Source organism: Streptacidiphilus rugosus AM-16, from assembly GCF_000744655.1.
GTDB lineage: Bacteria > Actinomycetota > Actinomycetes > Streptomycetales > Streptomycetaceae > Streptacidiphilus > Streptacidiphilus rugosus.
Genome location: NZ_JQMJ01000004.1, coordinates 7,059,784 through 7,080,777 on the forward strand (window position 1 = coordinate 7,059,784; position 20,994 = coordinate 7,080,777).

The following is a 20,994-nucleotide window of genomic DNA, read 5'->3' on the forward strand; positions in this document are numbered from 1 at the left end:
TCGGAGGGTCAGGTCGTCGGTCCGGTGGTTCTCGGACAACGACGCGGGGCCGGGCGTGATGGTTGCCCGGCCCCGCGGTTCTCGGTGGGTGTCGTGCCGCGCCCTCAGCGGGCGATCAGGAAGACGGCCGGCGCGGCGCAGGCCAGTGGCAGCGCCACCCCGGCGGTCATGTGGACGAAGCGCGAGGGGAAGTCGTAGGCGGCGACGCGCCGTCCGACCAGCGCGCACAGACCCGCGCCCAGCCCGATGAGCAGCCCCTTGCCGAGACCGAGACCGGTCGCGGCCCCGAGCGCTCCGCCCGCGGCCACTCCGACGAACCCGCCCGCGGCGAAGCCCAGCACGGCGGGGCTGCGCAGCGCGGCGGACACGACCGCCGCGAGCCCGGCGGCCAGGGCACCCGCGAGGACGGCCTTGCCGGACGACACGGCGAGGAACGCGCCGCTCAGCACCGTCACGACCGTGGCGGAGGCGCTGACGGTGAGGGCGTAGAAGCGCTCGTCGGGGTTGCTGGGCCGGAAGATCTGCAGGATCAGCACGAGCATGAAGAACCCGCCCAGGGTTCCGGCGAGCACGGCGGGCGCGCTGGACTTCGCGGACGCGGCCAGGATCGCGGCGTCCGCGACGACGCCGCCGAGCGCGGCCAGCGCGATGCCCTGCCTGGCCGGCCACATGCCGTTGAGCCGGAACCACCCGGCGGCGGTGACGGCCTGCAGCAGCAGCACCGGCAGCACCAGGGCGAACTGTCCGCCGAGGGCGGCGACGCCGACGAGCGCGGCGAGCCCGAGCGTGATCGCCGCCGGCTGCACTCCGGGGTCGATGATCGGCGACCCCTGGCGCGGCGCGGGCTGCGCCGGCGCGGCAACGGCCTCCGCCGGTCCCGTCGGCTGCGCGGAGGCGAACGCCTCCCGCAGCGAGCCCCCGGGCTCGGCGTCCAGGGGTCTGGCCACGCCACCCACCGGCCCGGTCGGCGCGGCGGCGGCGAAGGCCTCCCGCAGCGACCCTCCGGGCTCGACGACGATCCCCTGCGGCGCGACGTCCTGCGCGACGGGGTGAGCCGCCTGCGGCGCGAAGCCGTGCGGCGGCAGTCCGGACAGTCCGTCGGCCCCGACCCCGCCGGCAGCGGGGTAACCGGCATAGGGCGCCGCCTGCGGCGCGGCGACCCCGGGCCCTCCGGCGAAGCCCTGCGGCGCGCCGGGAGCGGCGAGCGGAGGGCCACCCGGCATCGTTCCGGCATGGCCGGGGGCGGGGTGCGGCATTCCGGTCAGCGGGTCCGCCACAACCCCACCAGGTGCGGGGTACCCGGCATGGGGCGCCGCCTGCGGCGCGCCGGGAGCGCCCATGCCCTGCGGCGCAGCCGAGCCAGGCCCTCCGGCGAAGCCCTGCGGCGCGCCGGTGGCAAGCAGCGGGCCTCCCGGCATCGGCTCGGCGTAGCCGGCGGCGGGGTGCGGCATGCCGGGCAGGGCCTCTGCCGGGGACCCGCCACCCGCCGGGTATCCGGCGTCAAAGGGAGTCGCCTGCGGGGATCCAGGGGCGGCAGGCGCGAGGCTTCCGGGCATCGAGCCGCCATGGCCCGGGTCGGGCACGCCCGCGGCGGCCGGGTGGCCGGGGGCGGGGTGGTGCGGCATGCCGGACAGGGCGTCTGCCGGGGACCCGCCACCCGCCGGGTATCCGGCGTCGAGGGGGGTCGCCTGCGGCGCAGCCGAGCCGGGTCCTCCGGCGAAGCTCTGCGGCGCACCGGGAGCGGCGAGCAGAGGGCCTGCCGGCATCGGCCCGGCGTGGCCAAGGTGCGGCGTGCCGGTCAGGGCGTCGGTCCGGTGGGCGCCGCTCGCCGGGTGACCGGGGGCGTGCGGGGGCACGTGGGGCGTGCCGGGGCCGGCGTAGCCGGGTTGGGCGGGCGCGGCCGGGGACCAGGTGGGCGGCGGAGCCGCGGGGCGGTCCCAGCCGGGGGGCCAGGGGGAGGAGTCCGCCTCGGCGGCCGCTGCGGGCGCAGGGACGGGCGGCAGCGGCGTCTCCTCCGTGCCGTACTTCTCCTGGATGTGGCCGAAGCGCGACTGCCCGGCGGGCTGCGCCGCCCACTCGTCGGCCGGCGCGGCGGCGACCGGCGGGAGGTAGGCGGTCTGCTCCGCGTCCGGCACACCCGGGAACGCGCCGGGAACCGGCGGAATCGGCGGCAGGAACGCCGTCTGTTCGACGTCCTGCGGGCCGGGGAACGGGCCGGTCGCGGGCATCGGCGGCAGGAAGGCCGTGCGCTCCGCGTCCGCCTCCGCGCCGGGGCCGGGATCGACGGGGTAGCCGGACCAGTTCTGCGGGTACTCGCTCATGCCGCCGCTCACCCGCCCGCGAACGGGGGGAGGACCTCGACCGTGCCGCCCTCCGTCAGGGCCACCGTCGCGTGGTCGCGGCGGCCGACCTGCGCGCCGTCGACGAGGAACGAGCAGTGCCCGAGCACCTGTGCGAAGCGCGGCCGGTCGGCGTGACGGGCGCGCGCCGCGGCGAGCGCGTCGGCGAGGGTCGCCGCCGTGTACGGCTCCTCGGCCGTGCCGGCCTCCGCCTTGGCCGCAGCCCAGTAACGGATCACGCCGTTCCTGGCTGTCGCCTCTGTCTCCACTGAATCCGTCGCTCCTTGCATTCGGCCATCATCGCCGTTCTCCCACGCAACAGTCACGCGTGCCTGGTCAGCCACTCGCCGACGCGCTCCAGCAGCGCCTCGGGGGCCGCGTTCTCGGCGTGTCCGAAGCCCGGCTCGATCCACAGCTCGCCGCCCGGCGCGGCCTCGCGGAGCGAGCGCGGGTGGTCGAGCGGGAAGTAGGGGTCCGCGTCGCCGTGGACGACGAGCAGCGGGACCGTGAGCCGCGCGGCCGCCGCGACCGGCGGGAGCGGGACGTCCGTCCACTCGTTCGGGTCAATCCTGGTCTTCAGTCCGACCCGGCCGACCACCCGCCCGAGCGGCTTCATGACCACCCAGTGGAGCCTCCGCATCGGCACCGTGCCCATGTAGTACCAGCGCGCCGGCGCGCTCACCGCCGCCACCGCGCGGACGCCGCCGTTCAGCGCCGCGTGCCGGACGACCACCGCGCCGCCCATCGAGAAGCCGACCGTGACGACCTTCGCGAACCCCAGCGACCGGGCCCAGCCCACCGCCGCGTCGAGGTCCAGTACCTCCCGGTCGCCGACCGTCGAACGCCCGCCGGAGCGGCCGTGGCCGCGGAAGGAGAAGGTCACCACGCCGGCCCGCCGCGCGAAGACCTCGGCCGCGCGCCGCAGCGCGGGCCGCTCGACGGCGCCGGAGAAGCCGTGCGCCACGACGACGGCGAGTGACGCCTCGCCTCCGCTCGGTGGCAGGTACTCCGCATGCAGAGCGACGCCGTCGGCCGTCGTGAGCCGGGCCTCCGCCGGCGACCGCCAGTAACCGAAGGTGTCCGGGATGCGAACCACACTCTTCGCGGCGGGGTCCATGTGGGCTATTCTCCTAGTCAGAGAGGGATCCGGGCAGTGTCGCCCCCGGGTCCTTTTGTGCTTTGTGAACGCCAGTACGGACGTTCGTGCGAGAGCCGGACGTTACCGGCAAGCGCCCGACGACGTGCGCAGGTCGTGTTTGTAGAAGTCTCGTCAGGAAGTGTCACCGGCCCACCCGGAAAGGGGACTAACCGGGTATGAGTTCTCTCCTGCTGCTGACCAACGCCCTCCAGCCGTCGGCTGAGGTGCTGCCCGCACTCGGCCTGCTGCTGCACAACGTCCGCGTCGCGCCCGCGGAGGGCTCGGCCCTGGTCGACACTCCCAGCTCCGACGTGATCCTCGTCGACGGCCGCCGTGATCTGCCCCACATCCGGAGCCTCTGCCAGCTGCTCCGCTCGACCGGACCGGGCGCTCCCGTCCTGCTCGTGGTCACCGAGGGCGGCCTCGCCGCGGTGACCGCCGACTGGGGCATCGACGACGTGCTGCTCGACACGGCGGGCCCGGCGGAGGTCGAGGCGCGGCTGCGCCTGGCCCTCGGCCGCCAGACGGTCGTCGCGGACGAGAGCCCGATGGAGATCCGCAACGGCGACCTCTCGGTCGACGAGGCCACCTACAGCGCCAAACTGAAGGGCAGGATCCTCGACCTGACCTTCAAGGAGTTCGAGCTCATCAAGTACCTCGCCCAGCACCCGGGACGCGTCTTCACCCGCGCCCAGCTGCTGCAGGAGGTCTGGGGCTACGACTACTTCGGCGGCACCCGGACCGTCGACGTCCACGTGCGGCGGCTGCGCGCCAAGCTCGGCCCCGAGCACGAGCAGCTCATCGGCACGGTCCGCAACGTCGGCTACCGCTTCGTCGTCCCCGACAAGTCGGAGAAGGGCGCCGCCCGGGCCGAGGCCGAGATCGACGTCGAGGTGTGAGCCCGATCGAGTCGCCGCTGTCGGCGCGGGTCCGAAGCCCTCTGGTCCAGACATGCCCGCGTCCAAGTAGAATCCGGCCATGCCCAAGGTGACCCGCGACGATGTGGCCAGACTGGCGGGGACCTCGACCGCGGTCGTGAGCTACGTCATCAACAACGGACCCCGCCCGGTCGCTCCGGCGACCCGCGAGCGCGTCCTCGCAGCGATAGACCAGCTCGGATACCGGCCCAACAGCGTCGCCCAGGCGATGGCCAGCCGGCGCACCAACCTGATCGGCATGGTCGTCCCCGACGCCCGCCAGCCGTTCTTCGCCGAGCTCACCCATGCGGTCGAACGTGCCGCCTCGGAGCGCGGCAAGATCGTTCTGATCGGGAACTCGGACTACACCGGCGACCGTGAGATCCACTACGTGCGCGCCTTCCTGGGCATGCGCGTGGCCGGGCTGATCCTGATCAGCGAGGGCCCGAGCGAGCGCGCGGACGCGGAGTTCGCCGCCCACGGCGACTCGCGGGTGGTGCTGCTGCACCGCCGTCCGGAGACCTCGGACGACATCGCGGTGGTCACCGACGACATCGGCGGCTCGATGCTCGCCGTCGACCACCTGCTCAAGCACCACGGCCACCCCTACGTCGCCTGCTTCGGCGGCCCGGTCAACGCGCCCGCGCCGGGCGACCCGGTCGTCGACCACATCGAGGGCTGGCGCCGCGCGATGGCGGAGGCCGGCGTCCCCACCGAGGGTCGCCTGATCGACGCGCCCTTCTCGCGCTACGGCGCGTACCAGGTGGCGCTGGAGCTGCTGCGGAACCCCGACCGGCGGCCGCCCGCGATCTTCTGCTCGACCGACGACCAGGCGATAGGCGTGCTGCGGGCCGCCCGCGAGGCCGGCGTCCGGGTGCCGGAGGACCTCGCGGTCATCGGCTTCGACGACATCCAGGAGGCCGCGTTCTGCGACCCGCCGCTGTCGACGATCGCCTCGGACCGCGACTCGATGGCGAAGGCGGCGGTGGACCTGGTCCTCGACGACTCGCTGGCCGTTCCCGGCTCCGAGACGCCGCGGATCAGGAAGTTCCCGAGCCGCCTGGTCGTGCGCCGCAGCTGCGGCTGCGACGGCTCCGCCGACGGCGGGAACGGCAGCGGGAGCGACAGCGGGAACGACGACGGCAGCCACGCCGAGAGCGGCCGATAAGGGTTTTACGCGGGTTCTGACCGGGCTCTCAGAGGGCTCTCATCTCGGAGGCCGACTGTTGCTTCCATGAGCGAGATGCCCCGGAACCACGCAGACGACCCGTACACCTCCGCTGTGCCGCCGATGCCCGGGTACCACCCCACCGCGCATGCGGCCCAGCCCCTCGAAGGCACGGTCCACCCGGCCTCCGAGCAGCCCCAGCCGCCGTACGTGCAGCCGCCGGTGGAGCAGCCTCAGCCGCAGGGGGGCTACTGGTTCAGCGCCGAGCAGCCGCCCGTCGGCCCGCCGGTTCCGCCGCACACGCCCCGGCCGGGCAGCCGCCCGTGCCGCCGGCGGGCGGCTTCGGGGCTCCCCCCACGGGCGACGACGCGACGCCGCCGCGCCGGCGGATGCGCAAGCCGCTCGCGCTGGTCGCCGCCGTGGCCGTGCTCTCCGCCCTCGCGGGCGGCGTGGCCGGCGGTCTCATCAGCGAGAAGACCTCCGACCAGGCGAGCTACAGCACCAACGCCGTGGTCACCGGCGACAAGTCGAGCACGAGCGACACCGCCGCGATCGCGAAGGCCGTCTCCCCGGCGGTCGTGCAGATCGAGGTCACCAACGGCAACAGCCAGGACATCGGCACCGGCATCGTGCTGACCTCCGGCGGCCAGATCCTGACCAACTACCACGTGATCGCCGACGCGACGGGCAACAGCGGCGGCACCATCAAGATCACCTTCTCCGACGGCAGGACCGCGACCGGCACCATCGTCGGCACGGACGCGAGCCTCGACGTCGCCGTGATCAAGGCCGACGGCGTCAGCGGTCTGAAGACCGCCTCGCTCGGCGACTCGAGCCAGGTCGCCGTCGGCGACCAGGTCGTGGCCATCGGCAACCCGGACGGCCTGACCGGCACGGTCACCTCCGGCATCGTCAGCGCGCTGAACCGCCCGGTGAAGGTGGACGTCAGCCCGACCACGACGCAGAGCAACGGCGGCTTCGGGCTTCCCTTCTGGCAGGGCGACAACGGCCGCTCCGACCAGCCGAGCTCCGGCCAGACCGCGTCCTACAACGCGATCCAGACCGACGCCTCGCTCAACCCCGGCAACAGCGGCGGCCCGCTGCTGAACTCGGCGGGCCAGGTGGTCGGGATCAACGCGTCGATGTACTCCTCCTCCGGCAGCAGCAGCTCCGGCTCGCAGGCGGGAAGCGTGGGTCTGGGCTTCGCGATCCCGATCAACGCGGTGAAGTCGGTCCTGCCGCAGCTGCAGTCGGGCCAGAGCATCACCGGTTGACGCTCGCCGTAGCGGACAATTGGCGCAGCACTGACCGAGGAATGACGAGGAGCAACGGGGATGACAGCCACCGAGTCCGACGCACCGGCGCGGGTCCTGGTCGTGGACGACGAGCCGGCGCTGCGGGATGCGCTGGAGAGCAGCCTGGCCTTCGAGGGCTACGAGGTGATCACCGCCTCGGACGGCCTCGAAGCGCTGGACACGGTGGCGGAGCAGCAGCCCGACCTCGTCCTGCTCGACATCATGATGCCCCGCATGGACGGCCTCACGGCCGTCCGCAGGCTCCGCTCGCGCGGCGACACCGTGCCGGTGCTGATGCTGACCGCGCGTGACGCGGTGGGCGACCGCGTCACCGGCCTGGACGTCGGCGCCGACGACTACCTGGCCAAGCCCTTCGAACTCGACGAACTCCTCGCCCGCGTCCGCGCCCTCCTGCGGCGCTCCGCGCTCACCACCGCGACGCCCGGCGGCCCCGGCGACACCGACGAGGTCCTCTCCTTCGACGACCTCACCATGAACACCACCACCCGCGAGGTCACCCGCGCGGGCAAGCCGGTCGAACTGACCCGCACCGAGTACATGCTGCTGGAGATGTTCCTGGCGCACCCGCGCCAGGTCCTGACGCGGGAGCAGATCCTCAAGGCGGTCTGGGGCTTCGACTTCGAGCCCTCCAGCAACTCCCTCGACGTCTACGTGATGTACCTGCGCCGCAAGACCGAGGCCGGCGGCCTGCCGCGCCTCGTGCACACCGTCCGCGGTGTGGGTTACGCGCTGCGTGCGGCATGAGCAGATGGAGGCGCCTGACGCTGCGCGGGCGTCTTGCCGTCCTGACGGCGGCCGTGGTGTCGGTGGCGGTCGTGATCTGCTGCAGCCTCGCGTGGTTCGCGGCGCAGCAGCAGATGCTCCACCAGGTGGACGACACGCTCAAGACCTCGTTCTCGCCCCCCTCGCCCACCGATCCGCACACCAACGTGAAGCTCAGCGAGTGGTGCTTCAACCCGTCCGTGCCGCCGTTCAGCGGCTCCGAGGCGGCGACCACGCTGGTCGTCGCGCACGGCACGACGCCATGCCAACTGAGCGACAAGTCCATCAGGCCCACGGCGGCCGACGTGGCGGTGGCGGCCTCCGGGAAGTCCGGTGACGACGCCGTCTCGACCTTCCACAACGGGCACACCTACGACGGCACACCCGTCCGCGTCTACACCGTCAGCATCGGGCAGGTCACCTTCCAGGCGGCCGGCAAGGTCGACCTCGCCGCCGTCTCCACGGCTCTGCCGCTCAAGCCGATGCAGGACGCGCTGACCACGCTGGCCCTGATCCTGCTCGGGGCGGGCCTGATCATCATCTCTGGTTCGGTCATAGCGGCCTGGTACGTCGCCAAGGCCGGCCTCAAGCCCGTGGACAAGCTGACGGCGGTCGTCGAGCACATCGCCCGCACCGAGGAGGTCGGCGAGACCATCGAGGTCAACGGGACCGACGAGATCGCGCGGCTGGGCACCTCGTTCAACAGCATGAGCACCGCCCTGGCCAGCTCCCGCGAGCGGCAGTCGCAGCTGATCGCCGACGCCGGGCACGAGCTGCGCACCCCGCTGACCTCGCTCCGCACCAACGTGGACCTGCTGGTCCGCAGCGAGGAGACCGGACGCGCGCTGCCGCCCGAGACGCACGCGCGCATGCTGCGGAACATGAAGGCGCAGATGGGCGAGCTCTCGACGCTCATCGGGGATCTGCTCGAACTCTCCCGTCCCGCACGCCCGCAGGGCTCCAAGCCGCTGTCCGTCGTGCCGCTGCACGACATCGCCGCCCGCGCGCTGGACCGCGCGCGTCTGCGCGGGCCGGGGCTGGAGTTCACCGTCGCCGTAGAGCCGTGGTTCGTCCGCGCGGACGCGCACGGGCTGGAGCGGGCCGTCATCAACCTGCTCGACAACGCCGTGAAGTTCTCCCCCGCCGGCGGCACGATCGACGTCGGGCTCCGCTTCGGCACCCTCACCGTCCGCGACCGGGGCCAGGGCATCCCCGAGGAGGACCTGCCCCACGTCTTCGAACGCTTCTGGCGCTCCCCCTCGGCCCGCCAGCTGCCCGGCTCCGGCCTGGGCCTGGCGATCGTGGCCCAGACCGTCCACGACTGCGGCGGCGAGGTCTCCCTCTCCAACGCCTCCCCGGGCACCCTCGCCACCATGAAGCTCCCCGGCGCACCGACTCCTCCCCCGGAGCTGCCGTCCGGCATGTGAAACAAACTGTCCCACTATACGAATACTGAGCCATCATGCAGGCATGACCACCAGTCAGCGTGACGTCGCCGCGCACCCCGTCGCCGGAAGCCCGCCGCCCGCGAGCCGACGCTGGGTGATGCTCGGGCTCGGGACCGCTGCGCAGACCGCGGCCTACACCTTCGTGTACGGGATGCCGTATCTGATCCCGTCGATGCGAAGCTCGGAGGGCTTGAGCCTGGCGCAGGCCGGGGTGATGGTGGCGTGTCCCACCGCCGGGCTGCTGCTGGCGCTGTACGCGTGGGGGGCGGCGACCGATCGGTATGGGGAGCGGTGGGTGCTGGCCGCGGGGCTGGGGCTGGCCACGGCGGCGCTGGCCGGTGCGTCGGCCGTGCACGGGCTGGTCGCGCTGGGGGTGCTGTTCGCGGTGGCCGGGGCTGCCGGGGCGAGTGTGTCGGCGGCGAGCGGACGCGTCGTGCTGGGGTGGTTCCCACCGGAGCAGCGCGGTTTCGCGATGGGGTTGCGGCAGACGTCCACCCCGCTGGGGATACTGGTCGCCGCCGCCGCGGTCCCGCCGATCGCCGCGGCGCACGGCCTGCGCGGGGCGGTGCTGATGTTCACGCTGCTGAGCGGCGTGATGACGGTCCTGACCGCGCTGTTCGTCGTCGACCCGCCGAGGGCCGCGGCGCGGCCGGGCGAGGACGAGAAGCCGGCCAGCCCCTACCGGGGTTCCGCGCTGTGGCGGATCCACGCGGCCAGTGCCCTGATGGTCTGGCCGCAGTTCACCGTCGGCGCGTTCGGCCTGGTCTACCTGACCGACGTGCGCCACTGGCCGGCGATCGCGGCCGGGCGGCTGATGGCCTGCGGCCAGGGCGCGGCCGCGGTCTGCCGGGTCGGCGCCGGGCGGTGGTCCGACGCGGTGGGGAGCCGCTTGCAGCCGATGCGGCTGCTGGCCGCGGCGGTCGGGGTGCTGGCCCTGGCCCTGGGCGTGGCGGGCGGAGCGGTGGCGGTGGCGCTGCTGGTCCTGCTGTGCGCGCTGTCGGCCGGCACGAACGGGCTCTCCTTCACGTCGGTCGCCGAGCGGGCCGGCTCGCACTGGGCGGGCCGCGCCCTCGCGGTGCAGAACACCGGCCAGAACCTCACCGCGTCCGTGGCTCCGCCCGCGGTCGGCGCGCTGATCACCGCGAGCGGCTTCCCGACGGCGTTCGGCCTGGCCGCGGCCTGCGCCTTCGCCTCGATCGCCGTACTCAGCCGGGTCAGGTAGCCACGGGGCACGGGCCCGGTCGGCGGCGGCGCCGCGCCGCTGACGGCCTCCCGGCGCCCGGAAGCCATAGGGTCGAACACATGGACACAGCGGAGCGTGAGGAGATCGCCGCGCTGCTCGCGCGCGCGGCGGACGCGGACGGGCGGCAGGCGGTCTCCGAGCAGGGGCGGCTCGCACTGCGGAGTGGACGGGCCGAGGTCAGCCATCTGACCAGCAGGGACGAGGGCGGCGCCCTCCTCGGGTACGCGCAGATCGACGCGGAGTGGACCGCGGAGCTGGTCGTCGACCCCGCACGGCGCGGCGAGGGCCACGGACGGGCGCTGCTGCGGCGCACGCTCGGCTCCGGCGCCCGCAGGGTGTGGGCGCACGGCGGGCACCCCGCCGCCCGGCGGCTGGCCGACGAGTTCGGCCTGGTGCTGACCCGCGAGCTGCGGCAGCTGCGCAGGACCGGCCCCGCGCCGGAGGCGCCCACCCTGCCGGTAGGGGTCACGATCAGGACCTTCGAGCCGGGCCGGGACGAGGAGGCGTGGCTCGAGGTCAACGCCGCGGCATTCGCCCACCACCCCGAGCAGGGTTCGTGGACCCTCCAGGACCTGCGGGAACGCGAGCAGGAGGGCTGGTTCGACCCCGAGGGCTTCTTTCTCGCCGAGCGGGATGGGGTGCTCGTCGGGTTCCATTGGACCAAGGTCGAAGGCGGGCTCGGCGAGGTGTACGTCGTCGGGGTCGCCCCGACCGAGCAGGGCAGCGGGCTCGGCAAGGCACTGACCGCCGTCGGGCTGCGCCACATGGCGGAGGACCGGGGGCTGCCGACCGTGCTGCTCTACGTGGATGCCGATAACCCCGCCGCGCTGCGGGTATATGAAAGGGCGGGATTTGCGGTGCACGAGGTGGACCTGGTGTTCGGCGTCCCCGAATGATCGGTGACGCCTCGGGCGAACCGTAGGCGACCGACTCAGCTTTCCTGCAGGTCACTGCGAATTTACTTACCGTTCAGATCCCGTTGCAAAGATCACGAAATGCAATCAGTCCGGCCACCGCGGCGGCGAGGGCCGGACGAAGCCGTGCAGGAGGAGCCACCGAAGATGACAGCCCAGCCTGCCACCAACCAACCAGGCGTCGCGGCCACCGCTTCCGCGGGCGCCGTACTCGTCCCTGAGATCACCGTCCCTACGGACTCCGACGAGGACCTGCCGCACAACCGGTTCCTGGACCGCGAGCGCAGCTGGCTCGCCTTCAACGAGCGCGTGCTCGAACTCGCCGAGGACCCGGAGACGCCGCTGCTGGAGCGCGCCAAGTTCCTGGCGATCTTCGCCAGCAACCTGGACGAGTTCTTCATGGTCCGCGTCGCAGGCCTCAAGCGCCGCATCGCGACCGGCGTGGCCCAACGCAGCGCCAGCGGCCTGCAGCCGCGCGAGGTGCTCGACCTCATATGGACCCGGTCCCGCGAGCTGATGGCCAGGCACGCCGCCTGCTTCCACCAGGACGTGCTGCCCGAGCTGTCCGCCGAGGGCATCGAACTGGTGCGCTGGAACGAGCTGACCGACAAGGAGCAGGGCCGCCTGCTCGCGCTCTTCCGGCAGCAGATCTTCCCGGTGCTGACGCCCCTCGCGGTCGACCCCGCGCACCCCTTCCCTTACATCTCGGGACTCTCGCTGAACCTCGCCGTCGTCGTGCGCAACCCGGTCAGCGGGCACAAGCACTTCGCTCGTGTGAAGGTGCCGCAGTCGCTCTCCCGCTTCCTCGAGGCCTCGCCGAACCGCTACGTCCCGCTCGAGGACGTCATGGGCGCGCACCTGGAGTACCTCTTCCCCGGCATGGAGGTGCTGGCGCACCACGCCTTCCGGGTGACCCGCAACGAGGACCTCGAGGTCGAGGAGGACGACACCGAGAACATCCTCAAGGCGCTGGAGAAGGAGCTCATGCGGCGGCGCTTCGGGCCGCCGGTGCGCCTGGAGGTGGAGGAGTCGATCGACCCCTACGTGCTGGACCTGCTGGTCCGCGAGCTCAACATCTCCGCCGCCGAGGTCTACCCGCTGCCCGGGCCGCTCGACCTGACCGGACTCTTCGCGCTGGCCGGCGCGGACCGGCCGGAGCTGAAGTACCGGCCGTTCGTCGCCGGCACCGCGCGCGGGCTGACCGAGGTCGAGTCGGCCTCGCAGCCCGACATCTTCGCCGCCGTGCGCGAGCGCGACGTGCTGCTGCACCACCCCTACGACTCCTTCTCGACCTCCGTGCAGGCCTTCCTGGAGCAGGCCGCCGCCGACCCGGGCGTGCTGGCCATCAAGCAGACCCTCTACCGCACCTCCGGCGACTCGCCGATCGTGGACGCCCTGATCGACGCCGCCGAGGCGGGCAAGCAGGTGCTGGTCCTGGTCGAGATCAAGGCGCGCTTCGACGAGCAGGCCAACATCAAGTGGGCCCGCAAGCTGGAGGAGGCCGGCTGCCACGTCGTCTACGGCCTGATCGGGCTCAAGACGCACAGCAAGCTGAGCCTGGTGGTCCGGCAGGAGGGCGAGACGCTGCGCCGCTACGCGCACGTCGGCACCGGCAACTACCACCCCAAGACGGCCCGGCTCTACGAGGACATCGGCATCCTGACCGCAGACCCGCAGGTCGGCGCCGACCTCTCGGACCTGTTCAACCGGCTCTCCGGCTACTCGCGCCGCGAGTCCTACCGGCGGCTGCTGGTCGCGCCGCGCTCGCTGCGCAAGGGCCTGGTCGAGCGGATCCACGACGAGATCGCGCACCACCGCGCCGGACGCCCGGCCCGGATCCAGCTCAAGGTCAACTCGATCGTCGACGAGGCCGTGATCGACGCGCTCTACCGCGCCTCCCAGGCGGGCGTGCCGGTGGACGTGTGGGTGCGCGGGATCTGCGCGATCCGGCCCGGCGTGCCGGGGCTGAGCGAGAACATCAGGGTCCGCTCGATCCTGGGCCGTTTCCTGGAGCACTCGCGGATCTTCGCCTTCGGCAACGGCGGCGACCCCGAGGTGTGGATCGGCAGCGCCGACATGATGCACCGCAACCTGGACCGCAGGATCGAGGCGCTGCTGCGGGTCACCGACCCGGGCCACCGCGCCGAACTGGCGGGCCTGCTGGAGCTCGGCATGGCCGACGACACCTCCTCCTGGCACCTGGGGGCGGACGGCGCCTGGACCAGACACGCGCACGACGCGGACGGACGGCCGCTGCGCAACGTCCAGGAGCTGCTGATCGACTCCCGCCTCCGTGCCCGACGAGGCGCAGACGGCTGGGGGCCCGGTGCCGGGTCCAGCTGACCAGTCCGACCGGCACTTATCGAAGAACGCGAACACAACGGGGATTCACCGAATGACGACCGGGATCGAGCCGCCCCCCTCAGGGTCCTCCTCGGCCGAGAGCCTGCTCGGCGCGCACCTCGCCGAGCAGGCCGGGCGCTTCCTGCGCGCGCTGCCCGAGGTCGACCTCGGCACGCTGCGCCGCGTCGACGGCGCCCTGCACGGCTTCGGCGGCCTGCTGGACCCGACCTGGGGCGAGACGCTCCGCGGCGATCTCGCCGCACTGATCGTCACGCTGGGCCAGGAGCGCGGCTACACCCGCAGACTCGCCCGACTGCTGACCGCAGTCGACTCGCTGACCTGCACCGACGTCGCGGTCCCGCTGCCCAGGGCAGCCGACGCCGAACAGCCGGGTGCCGGGCCGAACGTCGGCGGCCTGCTGGCCCACCACCCGGGGGCGCCCAAGGCCAGGGCGATGCTGGAGCGACAGCTCACCCTGGCCCGCTCGCGCAGCCACACCGCCGCGCTCCAGGAGCTCGGCTCCGCGCGGTTCCACTCGCTGGCCGACCGGATGACCCTCCTGGTCTCCGACCTTCCGCTGCGCGCACCGGAGGAGATCCATCCGGCCGAGCAACTGCTGGGCCACGCGGCCCGGACCTTCGAGGCGCTGGAGCTGACCGTCGACCGGCTGCCGCTGGACCGTGCGGCGGTCCCCTACAACGGCGACGCGCTGCACCGGATCCCGATGCGGGTTGCCGCCGACCCGGCCGGTCAGGCCGCGCACGACGACGCCGCGTGGACCAGGGTCGGCGCGGCGGTCCGCTACGCCCGCTACGCGCTGGAGGTCTGCGGGCCGCTGCTCGGCGGGCGCGCGGCGGAGCCGCTGGCGGGACTGGCCGCGCTGGCGGCCCAGTTGGAGCGGCAGCAGGAGGCGGTGGACGCGGCGGAGGCTGCCGCGCTCGCGGCCAGGACACCCAGAATCACCCCGGCGACGGCATATGTGCTCGGCGTGGTGCATGCTGATCAGCGTCTGGAGGTCGAGGCCGCGCGCCACGCTTTCAGCTGTTCCTGGCCCGATTTCCTCAGCTCCGGATGGCTCACCGACCCATGGCTCGCCCGATCGACCTGAACAGTGCCGGCCCGTCCGGCGCCGCCGACTCCCGCAAGAAGAAGGACCGGGTCCCGCGCAGCATGGAAGCCCCGCGCAGCTTGGAGATCGTGAAGGCGGCCGGCGTCGTGCTGTGGCGCGAGCGCAAGGGCGGGGACGGCATCGAGCTCGCCCTGGTGCACCGGGCGAAGTACGACGACTGGAGTTTCCCGAAGGGCAAGCTCGAGATCGGCGAGAAGCACCGCGAGGCCGCCCTGCGGGAGGCCTTCGAGGAGACCGGCATGAAGGTTCTGCTCGGGCAGCGGCTGCCGACCCGGCACTACCTGTTCAGGGACCGGGTCAAGCGGGTCCGCTACTGGTCCGCGACGCGGCTGACGGGCCGGTTCGTGCCCAACCGCGAGGTCGACGAACTCCTCTGGCTGCCGGTCGCGGAGGCCCGTGCGATGCTGAGTTACGAGCACGACCGGGCCCTGGTCGACGCGCTGCTCGAACAGCTCGGCGGCTGAGGCCCGCAGACGCGGTGTCGCACAACAGCTGTGCCCTGGTCGTGCCCTGGTCGTGGTGAAACCGTTACCACAGGTCTGCGTATCCCGGTGTCCGACGTAGGTTCACCCTCCGTTCATTTGCGCAGGCCGAACGCTTCACCTCCCCTCCCTAACTTCAGTGTCATCGGAAGCCGGACGGCTCCGCGACCAGCTTGAAAGGGATCACCAGTGAAGCTCCAGCGCAACGGCCGCACCAAGGCCCTCGCCATCGGCGCCCTTGCGGTCGTCAGCTCGCTGACGCTCGCGGCGTGCGGCTCCGACAACAACACCACCTCCTCCCCGAGCGCCTCCGCCGGCGGCACCACCGCCGCGGCCGTCTCGGCGGACTGCAAGGGCGCGAGCGGCCAGCTGCTCGGCGCCGGCTCCACCGCCCAGGCGAACGCGATGACCCAGTGGGTCAAGGACTTCCAGGCCAAGTGCTCGGGCGTCCAGATCAACTACCAGGCCACCGGATCCGGCGCGGGCATCACCTCCTTCCAGAGCGGCAAGGTCGCCTTCGCCGGCTCCGACGCCGCCATGAAGCCGGCCGACGTCCAGAAGACGATGGGCACCGCCTGCACCGGCGGCGGCAAGGGCATCGACATCCCGATGATCGGTGGCCCCATCGCGATCGGCTACAACCTGCCCGGCGTGAGCAACCTGGTGCTCGACGCGCCCACCCTGGCGCAGATCTTCACCGGCAAGATCACCAACTGGAACGACGCGGCGATCAAGAAGCTGAACCCGTCGGCGACGCTGCCCAACCTGCCGATCCAGACCTTCCACCGTTCGGACGGCTCCGGCACCACCGCCAACTTCACCGCGTACCTGGCGGCCGCCGCGCCGACCGACTACACCTTCGCCCCGAACAAGCTGTGGGCGGCCAAGGGCGGCCAGGCTGCGGCCGGCTCCTCCGGCCTGGCGGCTCAGGTCAAGCAGGTCCAGGGCTCCATCTCCTACTTCGAGATGTCCTACGCGACCTCCGGCAGCATCAGCACCGCGCAGATCGCCACCGGTGCCACCGCCCCGGTCGCCGTCACCGCGGACGCCGCGTCCAAGGCCGTGGGCGACGCCAAGGTCACCGGCACCGCCCCCGACCTGACGCTCGACCTCAAGCCCGCCTACACCACCAAGACGGACGGCGCCTACCCGATCGTCCTGGTCACCTACGAGATCGCCTGCGACAAGGGCAACAAGGCCGACACGCTGCCCACCCTCAAGGCGTTCCTGAACTACATCTCCAGCTCCGCGGGCCAGCAGTCGGTCGCCAGCCTCGGCTACTTCCCGCTCCCGGCCTCCCTGGCCACCCAGGTCCAGACCACCATCAACGGCCTGTCCTGATCCGACGGCTGCTGGTCCAGTGACCGACCCAGGGGGCGGACACACGGAGCGATCCGTGTCCCGCCCCCCGGGGACGCCACCCGACCGACGAACCGATGTCCCGACACAGGGCTGACCAAGCCACCTCTCGTCCGGTGCACCGCCGCCCGGTGCCGTCCCAGGGACGGCATCTTCAGACCGGAGATCCCATGGAAACCCCACGCAACACCAGTGCCCCGCCGCACGACCTGCCCCCGCAGGGCGAACAGCGCCCCCAGCCTTCCGACCACCTCGCCGGACCCGAGTCCCGGCGGGGCCGCAGTGCGTTCTCCGGCAGCGGGAAGTCCCGCCTCGGCGACACGCTCTTCGCCGGCGCCTCCCGCGGCAGCGGCATCCTGCTCCTGGTGATCATGGCTGCCATCGCGGCCTTCCTCACCTACCGCTCGATCGCCGCGATCAACGCCAACACCGGCAACTTCCTCACCACGTCCGACTGGAACACCCAGTCCGACCCGATGGTCTTCGGCATCGCGGCCATCGCGACCGGCACCATCATCAGCGCCGTCGTCGCGATGATCCTGGCCGTGCCGATCGCCATCGGCATCGCGCTGTTCATCTCGCACTACGCGCCGCGCCGGATAGCCCAGGGCCTCGGCTACGTGGTGGACCTGCTTGCCGCCGTGCCCTCGATCGTCTTCGGTCTCTGGGGCGCGCTCTTCCTGGTGCCGCACATGCTCGGCATCAACGCCTGGCTGAACCAGTACTTCGGCTGGACCTACATCTTCAAGCAGCAGCTGCCCGGCTCGCAGCCGCGCAGCCTGTTCACCGTCGGCGTGCTGCTGGCCATCATGATCCTGCCGATCATCACCGCGGTCACCCGCGAGATCTTCCTCCAGGTGCCCCGTGCCCACGAGGAGGCCGCGCTCGCGCTCGGCGCGACCCGCTGGGAGATGATCCGCACCGCGGTGATCCCCTTCGGCCGCTCCGGCATCATCTCGGCGTCCATGCTCGGCCTCGGCCGCGCGCTCGGCGAGACGATGGCCGTCGCCACCGTGCTCTCCCCGTCCTACGTGATCAACCTGCACATCCTGGACCCGGGCGGCTCGACCATCGCCCAGAACATCGCCTCGCAGTTCGGCGAGTCCCAGGGCCTCGGCCGCGATGCGCTCATCGCCTCCGGCCTGGTGCTGTTCGTGATCACCCTGCTCGTCAACGGCGCAGCGCGGCTCATCATCGCGCGCCGCAAGGAATACTCGGGAGCTGACGCCTGATGAGCAGCAGCCTTGCGAACTCGCGGAACTCCCTGAGCTCCCCCCTGACCGAACGCCGCCTCCCCCGCTGGATGCCCGCCGCGAACGCGGCGCTGGCCGCTCTGCTCGCCGTCGCCATCGGCGCCGGCTTCGACCTCAGCAGCAAGGCCCAGTGGGGCCTGATCGCCGCGATTCTCTTCATCGGCATCCAGTACGTCGCCTCGACCGTCGTCGAGGGCCGCCGCCACGCGAAGAACACCCTGGCCACCTCGCTGGTCTGGGTCGCCTTCCTGCTGGCGCTGCTGCCGCTGGTCTCCGTGCTGTGGATGACCGTCAGCAAGGGCCTGGACGTCGTCAACGCCAACTTCCTGACGCACTCGATGAACAACATCGGTCCCAACGACGAGGGCGGCGGTCTCTACCACGCGCTCATCGGGACCCTGGAGCAGGTCGCCCTGGCGTCGCTCTTCGCCGCGCCGGTCGGCATCCTGACCGCCGTCTACCTGGTCGAGTACGGCCGGAACGGCAAGCTGTCCAAGGCGGTCAGCTTCTTCGTGGACGTGATGACCGGTGTGCCGTCGATCGTGGCGGGCCTGTTCGTTCTGTCCTTCTGGATCATCATCCTCAACATGCCCTACACCGGCTTCGCGGGCTCGATCGCGCTGGCGATCCTGATGCTGCCGGTCGTGGTGCGCTCCACCGAGGAGATGCTGAAGCTCGTCCCCAACGAGCTGCGCGAGGCCTCCCTGGCCCTCGGCGTGCCGAAGTGGCTCACGATCGTCCGCATCGTGCTGCCGACCGCACTGGGCGGCATCGTGACCGGCGTGATGCTGGCCGTCGCCCGCATCATCGGCGAGACCGCGCCGATCCTGATGCTGGTCTTCGGCGCCGACGCGATCAACATGGACCCGTTCAACAACCCGCAGTCCTCGCTCCCGCTCTACGTGTGGACCGAGTACTCGCGAGGCACCGACCAGTCCCAGGCCCGCGCCTGGGGCGGTGCGCTGGTCCTGATCGTGGTGGTCATGGTGCTGAACCTGGTCGCGCGGGGCATCGCCCGATGGAAGGCGCCCAAGGGCGCCACGCGCTGACGTGCTGACGCACGGGCATACGGACATCCAGAAGTTTCAAGAAAGCGACAGAACATCATGGCCAAGCGCATCGACGTCAGCGGACTGAACGCGTACTACGGCAACTTCCGGGCCGTGGAGGACATCTCCATGATCGTCGAGCCTCGCTCGGTGACGGCCTTCATCGGCCCGTCGGGCTGCGGCAAGTCGACCTTCCTGCGGACGCTCAACCGCATGCACGAGGTGATCCCGGGCGCCCGCGTCGAGGGCAAGGTGCTGCTCGACGACGAGAACCTGTACGGCCAGAGCGTGGACCCGGTCGCCGTGCGCCGCACGGTCGGCATGGTCTTCCAGCGGCCGAACCCGTTCCCGACCATGTCCATCAAGGAGAACGTGGCCGCCGGCCTCAAGCTCAACGGCGTCCGCAACAAGAAGCTCGTCGACGAGGCGGTCGAGCGCTCGCTGCGCGGCGCGAACCTCTGGAACGAGGTCAAGGACCGCCTGGACAAGCCGGGCGCGGGCCTCTCCGGCGGCCAGCAGCAGCGTCTGTGCATCGCCCGCGCGATCGCGGTCGAGCCGCAGGTCCTGCTGATGGACGAGCCCTGCTCGGCGCTGGACCCGATCTCGACGCTGGCGATCGAGGACCTGATCGGTCAGCTCAAGGAGCAGTACACGATCGTCATCGTCACCCACAACATGCAGCAGGCCGCGCGCGTGAGCGACCGGACGGCGTTCTTCAACCTGGCGGGCGTGGGCCAGCCGGGCCGCCTGATCGAGATCGACGCGACGGAGAAGATCTTCTCCAACCCGTCGGTCCAGGCGACCGAGGACTACATCTCCGGCCGCTTCGGGTGATCCCCCAGACCCCTCCGTGGCGCTACTAGGCGGTGCCGCCACGGAGGTGCAATGCGGAAGGCCCCGGCTCCTTTACTGGAACCGGGGCCTTCCGTTCTTGACCGGCGAGGGGCGCCACCTCAGGGGCGCGAGGCTCTGCTTGATCGACTGCATGCGCGAGGAACCACCCTGCGCGGATGGCCCTGCGCGATGAGGACCACCCGCACGCCGGAGGGGGTACCTCCCGGCCGAAGGCTGGGGGATTGTCGCGCCCGCGCGCCCGAGGCGCATCTCAGCGGAGCCTCGCGCCCCTGAGGCACTAGCCGACGATCGCCCAGCTGATCCAGTAGACGAGGGCGGCGACCAGGCCCGCGGCCGGGAGGGTGATGAACCAGCCCATGACGATGTTCTTCGCCACGCCCCACCGCACCGCGCGCACCCGCTTCGTCGCACCGACGCCCATGATCGCGGAGGTGATCACGTGGGTCGTCGAGACGGGGACCTTGAACGCGTAGGACGTGACATAGAGGATCGTCGCCGCCACCGACTCGGACGCGAAGCCCTGCGGGGGGTCCAGCTCGATGATCCTGCGGCCGAGCGTCCGCATGATCCGCCAGCCGCCGGCCCAGGTGCCCAGGGACAGGACCAGCGCCGTGCTGATCTTCACCCAGAGCGGGATCGAGGTGCCGGTGTGGTGCCCGGAGATCACCAGGGCCAGGACCACGACGCCCATCGTCTTCTGCGAGTCCTGCAGGCCGTGGCCGAGGGCCATCGCCGCCGCCGAGACCGTCTGCGCCATGCGGAAATTGCGCTTCGCGCGGTGCGGGTTGACCTTGCGGAAGGCCCACATGATCCCGAGCATCATCAGGAAGCCGAAGATCAGACCCACGATCGGCGAGGTGACCATCGGAACGACGACCTTGTCCCAGACCCCGGACCAGATCACCTGGGTGCCACCGGCCAGCGCCGCCCCGATCATGCCCCCGATGAGCGCGTGCGTGGAGGAGGAGGGCAGTCCGAAGTACCAGGTGATCAGGTTCCAGACCACCGCCCCGATCAGCGCCGCCCAGAGAATGACCATCCCCTGGGTGCCGCTGGGCGTCTCGATGATGCCCTTGGTGACGGTCGCGGCCACGCCCGTGCCGAGGAACGCGCCGGCCAGGTTCATCACCGCGGCCATCAGCAGCGCGGCCTTCGGCGTCAGCGCCCGCGTCGAGACCGAGGTCGCGATCGCGTTCGCCGAGTCGTGGAAGCCGTTGGTGTAGGCGAAGCCGAAGGCCACGCCGATGACCAGTACCAGTCCGAAGATCTCCACGGGCGG

Annotated in this window: 18 protein-coding genes; 14 read left to right on the plus strand and 4 right to left on the minus strand. The window is 71.9% G+C overall.

Annotated features, from left to right (window positions below; translation table 11 throughout):
- Positions 1–104: 104 nt before the first annotated feature.
- From BS83_RS42710 to BS83_RS40850, 3 genes are all read right to left on the minus strand, one after another.
- On the minus strand, positions 105–2,321 hold the full coding sequence (locus BS83_RS42710) for a hypothetical protein (protein ID WP_051945269.1): 2,217 nt from the start codon (positions 2,319–2,321) through the stop codon (positions 105–107).
- Between the two features lie 8 nt (positions 2,322–2,329).
- The gene (locus BS83_RS40845; RefSeq protein ID WP_037611070.1) at positions 2,330–2,575 is read right to left on the minus strand and encodes a MoaD/ThiS family protein; all 246 of its coding nucleotides are present in this window, start codon (positions 2,573–2,575) and stop codon (positions 2,330–2,332) included.
- Between the two features lie 86 nt (positions 2,576–2,661).
- Positions 2,662–3,456, minus strand: coding sequence for an alpha/beta hydrolase (locus BS83_RS40850; protein ID WP_037608480.1), 795 nt, complete (start codon positions 3,454–3,456; stop codon positions 2,662–2,664).
- Between the two features lie 197 nt (positions 3,457–3,653).
- Between BS83_RS40850 and BS83_RS40855 the strand changes: the two genes are divergently transcribed.
- The 14 genes from BS83_RS40855 to pstB all read left to right on the plus strand — a co-directional run bounded on the left by BS83_RS40855 (position 3,654) and on the right by pstB (position 19,694).
- A complete protein-coding gene (locus tag BS83_RS40855) occupies positions 3,654–4,376 on the plus strand; it encodes a response regulator transcription factor (protein ID WP_051945271.1) in 723 nt (240 codons plus the stop codon).
- A 79-nt stretch (positions 4,377–4,455) separates the two neighbouring features.
- The gene (locus BS83_RS40860; protein ID WP_051945273.1) at positions 4,456–5,562 is read left to right on the plus strand and encodes a LacI family DNA-binding transcriptional regulator; all 1,107 of its coding nucleotides are present in this window, start codon (positions 4,456–4,458) and stop codon (positions 5,560–5,562) included.
- A 389-nt stretch (positions 5,563–5,951) separates the two neighbouring features.
- Entirely contained in the window at positions 5,952–6,836 is an 885-nt protein-coding gene (locus BS83_RS40865) for a S1C family serine protease (protein ID WP_037608481.1), read from the plus strand.
- Between the two features lie 60 nt (positions 6,837–6,896).
- Entirely contained in the window at positions 6,897–7,622 is a 726-nt protein-coding gene (locus tag BS83_RS40870) for a response regulator transcription factor (RefSeq protein ID WP_037608482.1), read from the plus strand.
- Positions 7,619–9,067: a sensor histidine kinase gene (locus BS83_RS40875; protein WP_037608483.1), complete on the plus strand. Its 1,449-nt coding sequence runs from the start codon at positions 7,619–7,621 to the stop codon at positions 9,065–9,067. The genes BS83_RS40870 and BS83_RS40875 overlap by 4 nt, the downstream gene beginning before the upstream one ends.
- 43 nt (positions 9,068–9,110) lie before the next feature.
- Positions 9,111–10,310, plus strand: a complete 1,200-nt coding sequence (locus BS83_RS40880; RefSeq protein WP_198035413.1) for an MFS transporter — start codon at positions 9,111–9,113, stop codon at positions 10,308–10,310.
- Positions 10,311–10,390: 80 nt separating this feature from the next.
- Positions 10,391–11,227, plus strand: coding sequence for a mycothiol synthase (gene mshD / locus BS83_RS40885; RefSeq protein ID WP_037608484.1), 837 nt, complete (start codon positions 10,391–10,393; stop codon positions 11,225–11,227).
- Between the two features lie 165 nt (positions 11,228–11,392).
- On the plus strand, positions 11,393–13,588 hold the full coding sequence (locus BS83_RS40890; protein ID WP_051945275.1) for an RNA degradosome polyphosphate kinase: 2,196 nt from the start codon (positions 11,393–11,395) through the stop codon (positions 13,586–13,588).
- Between the two features lie 52 nt (positions 13,589–13,640).
- The gene (locus tag BS83_RS40895) at positions 13,641–14,696 is read left to right on the plus strand and encodes a CHAD domain-containing protein (RefSeq protein WP_051945278.1); all 1,056 of its coding nucleotides are present in this window, start codon (positions 13,641–13,643) and stop codon (positions 14,694–14,696) included.
- Positions 14,697–14,758: 62 nt separating this feature from the next.
- The gene (locus BS83_RS40900; protein WP_037611076.1) at positions 14,759–15,181 is read left to right on the plus strand and encodes an NUDIX hydrolase; all 423 of its coding nucleotides are present in this window, start codon (positions 14,759–14,761) and stop codon (positions 15,179–15,181) included.
- Positions 15,182–15,388: 207 nt separating this feature from the next.
- Positions 15,389–16,540, plus strand: a complete 1,152-nt coding sequence (gene pstS, locus BS83_RS40905) for a phosphate ABC transporter substrate-binding protein PstS (protein WP_037608485.1) — start codon at positions 15,389–15,391, stop codon at positions 16,538–16,540.
- Between the two features lie 188 nt (positions 16,541–16,728).
- Positions 16,729–17,790, plus strand: a complete 1,062-nt coding sequence (pstC, locus tag BS83_RS40910; protein ID WP_084714876.1) for a phosphate ABC transporter permease subunit PstC — start codon at positions 16,729–16,731, stop codon at positions 17,788–17,790.
- Positions 17,790–18,860: a phosphate ABC transporter permease PstA gene (pstA, locus tag BS83_RS40915; RefSeq protein ID WP_037608486.1), complete on the plus strand. Its 1,071-nt coding sequence runs from the start codon at positions 17,790–17,792 to the stop codon at positions 18,858–18,860. The genes pstC and pstA overlap by 1 nt, the downstream gene beginning before the upstream one ends.
- 57 nt (positions 18,861–18,917) lie before the next feature.
- Positions 18,918–19,694, plus strand: coding sequence for a phosphate ABC transporter ATP-binding protein PstB (gene pstB / locus BS83_RS40920; protein WP_037608487.1), 777 nt, complete (start codon positions 18,918–18,920; stop codon positions 19,692–19,694).
- A 298-nt stretch (positions 19,695–19,992) separates the two neighbouring features.
- Here pstB and BS83_RS40925 read toward each other — a convergent pair whose 3' ends face one another.
- On the minus strand, positions 19,993–20,988 hold the full coding sequence (locus BS83_RS40925) for an inorganic phosphate transporter (RefSeq protein ID WP_037608488.1): 996 nt from the start codon (positions 20,986–20,988) through the stop codon (positions 19,993–19,995).
- Positions 20,989–20,994: the final 6 nt, after the last annotated feature.

Excerpts from the sequence above, each read along its gene's own strand:
- BS83_RS42710 (WP_051945269.1), bottom strand. The coding sequence starts at position 2,321 with ATGAGCGAGTACCCGCAGAACTGGTCCGGCTACCCCGTCGATCCCGGC.
- BS83_RS40850 (WP_037608480.1), bottom strand. The coding sequence starts at position 3,456 with ATGGACCCCGCCGCGAAGAGTGTGGTTCGCATCCCGGACACCTTCGGT.
- BS83_RS40855 (WP_051945271.1), top strand. The coding sequence starts at position 3,654 with ATGAGTTCTCTCCTGCTGCTGACCAACGCCCTCCAGCCGTCGGCTGAG.
- BS83_RS40860 (WP_051945273.1), top strand. The coding sequence starts at position 4,456 with ATGCCCAAGGTGACCCGCGACGATGTGGCCAGACTGGCGGGGACCTCG.
- BS83_RS40865 (WP_037608481.1), top strand. The coding sequence starts at position 5,952 with ATGCGCAAGCCGCTCGCGCTGGTCGCCGCCGTGGCCGTGCTCTCCGCC.
- BS83_RS40870 (WP_037608482.1), top strand. The coding sequence starts at position 6,897 with ATGACAGCCACCGAGTCCGACGCACCGGCGCGGGTCCTGGTCGTGGAC.
- BS83_RS40875 (WP_037608483.1), top strand. The coding sequence starts at position 7,619 with ATGAGCAGATGGAGGCGCCTGACGCTGCGCGGGCGTCTTGCCGTCCTG.
- BS83_RS40880 (WP_198035413.1), top strand. The coding sequence starts at position 9,111 with ATGACCACCAGTCAGCGTGACGTCGCCGCGCACCCCGTCGCCGGAAGC.
- mshD (WP_037608484.1), top strand. The coding sequence starts at position 10,391 with ATGGACACAGCGGAGCGTGAGGAGATCGCCGCGCTGCTCGCGCGCGCG.
- BS83_RS40890 (WP_051945275.1), top strand. The coding sequence starts at position 11,393 with ATGACAGCCCAGCCTGCCACCAACCAACCAGGCGTCGCGGCCACCGCT.
- BS83_RS40895 (WP_051945278.1), top strand. The coding sequence starts at position 13,641 with ATGACGACCGGGATCGAGCCGCCCCCCTCAGGGTCCTCCTCGGCCGAG.
- BS83_RS40900 (WP_037611076.1), top strand. The coding sequence starts at position 14,759 with ATGGAAGCCCCGCGCAGCTTGGAGATCGTGAAGGCGGCCGGCGTCGTG.
- pstC (WP_084714876.1), top strand. The coding sequence starts at position 16,729 with ATGGAAACCCCACGCAACACCAGTGCCCCGCCGCACGACCTGCCCCCG.
- pstA (WP_037608486.1), top strand. The coding sequence starts at position 17,790 with ATGAGCAGCAGCCTTGCGAACTCGCGGAACTCCCTGAGCTCCCCCCTG.
- pstB (WP_037608487.1), top strand. The coding sequence starts at position 18,918 with ATGGCCAAGCGCATCGACGTCAGCGGACTGAACGCGTACTACGGCAAC.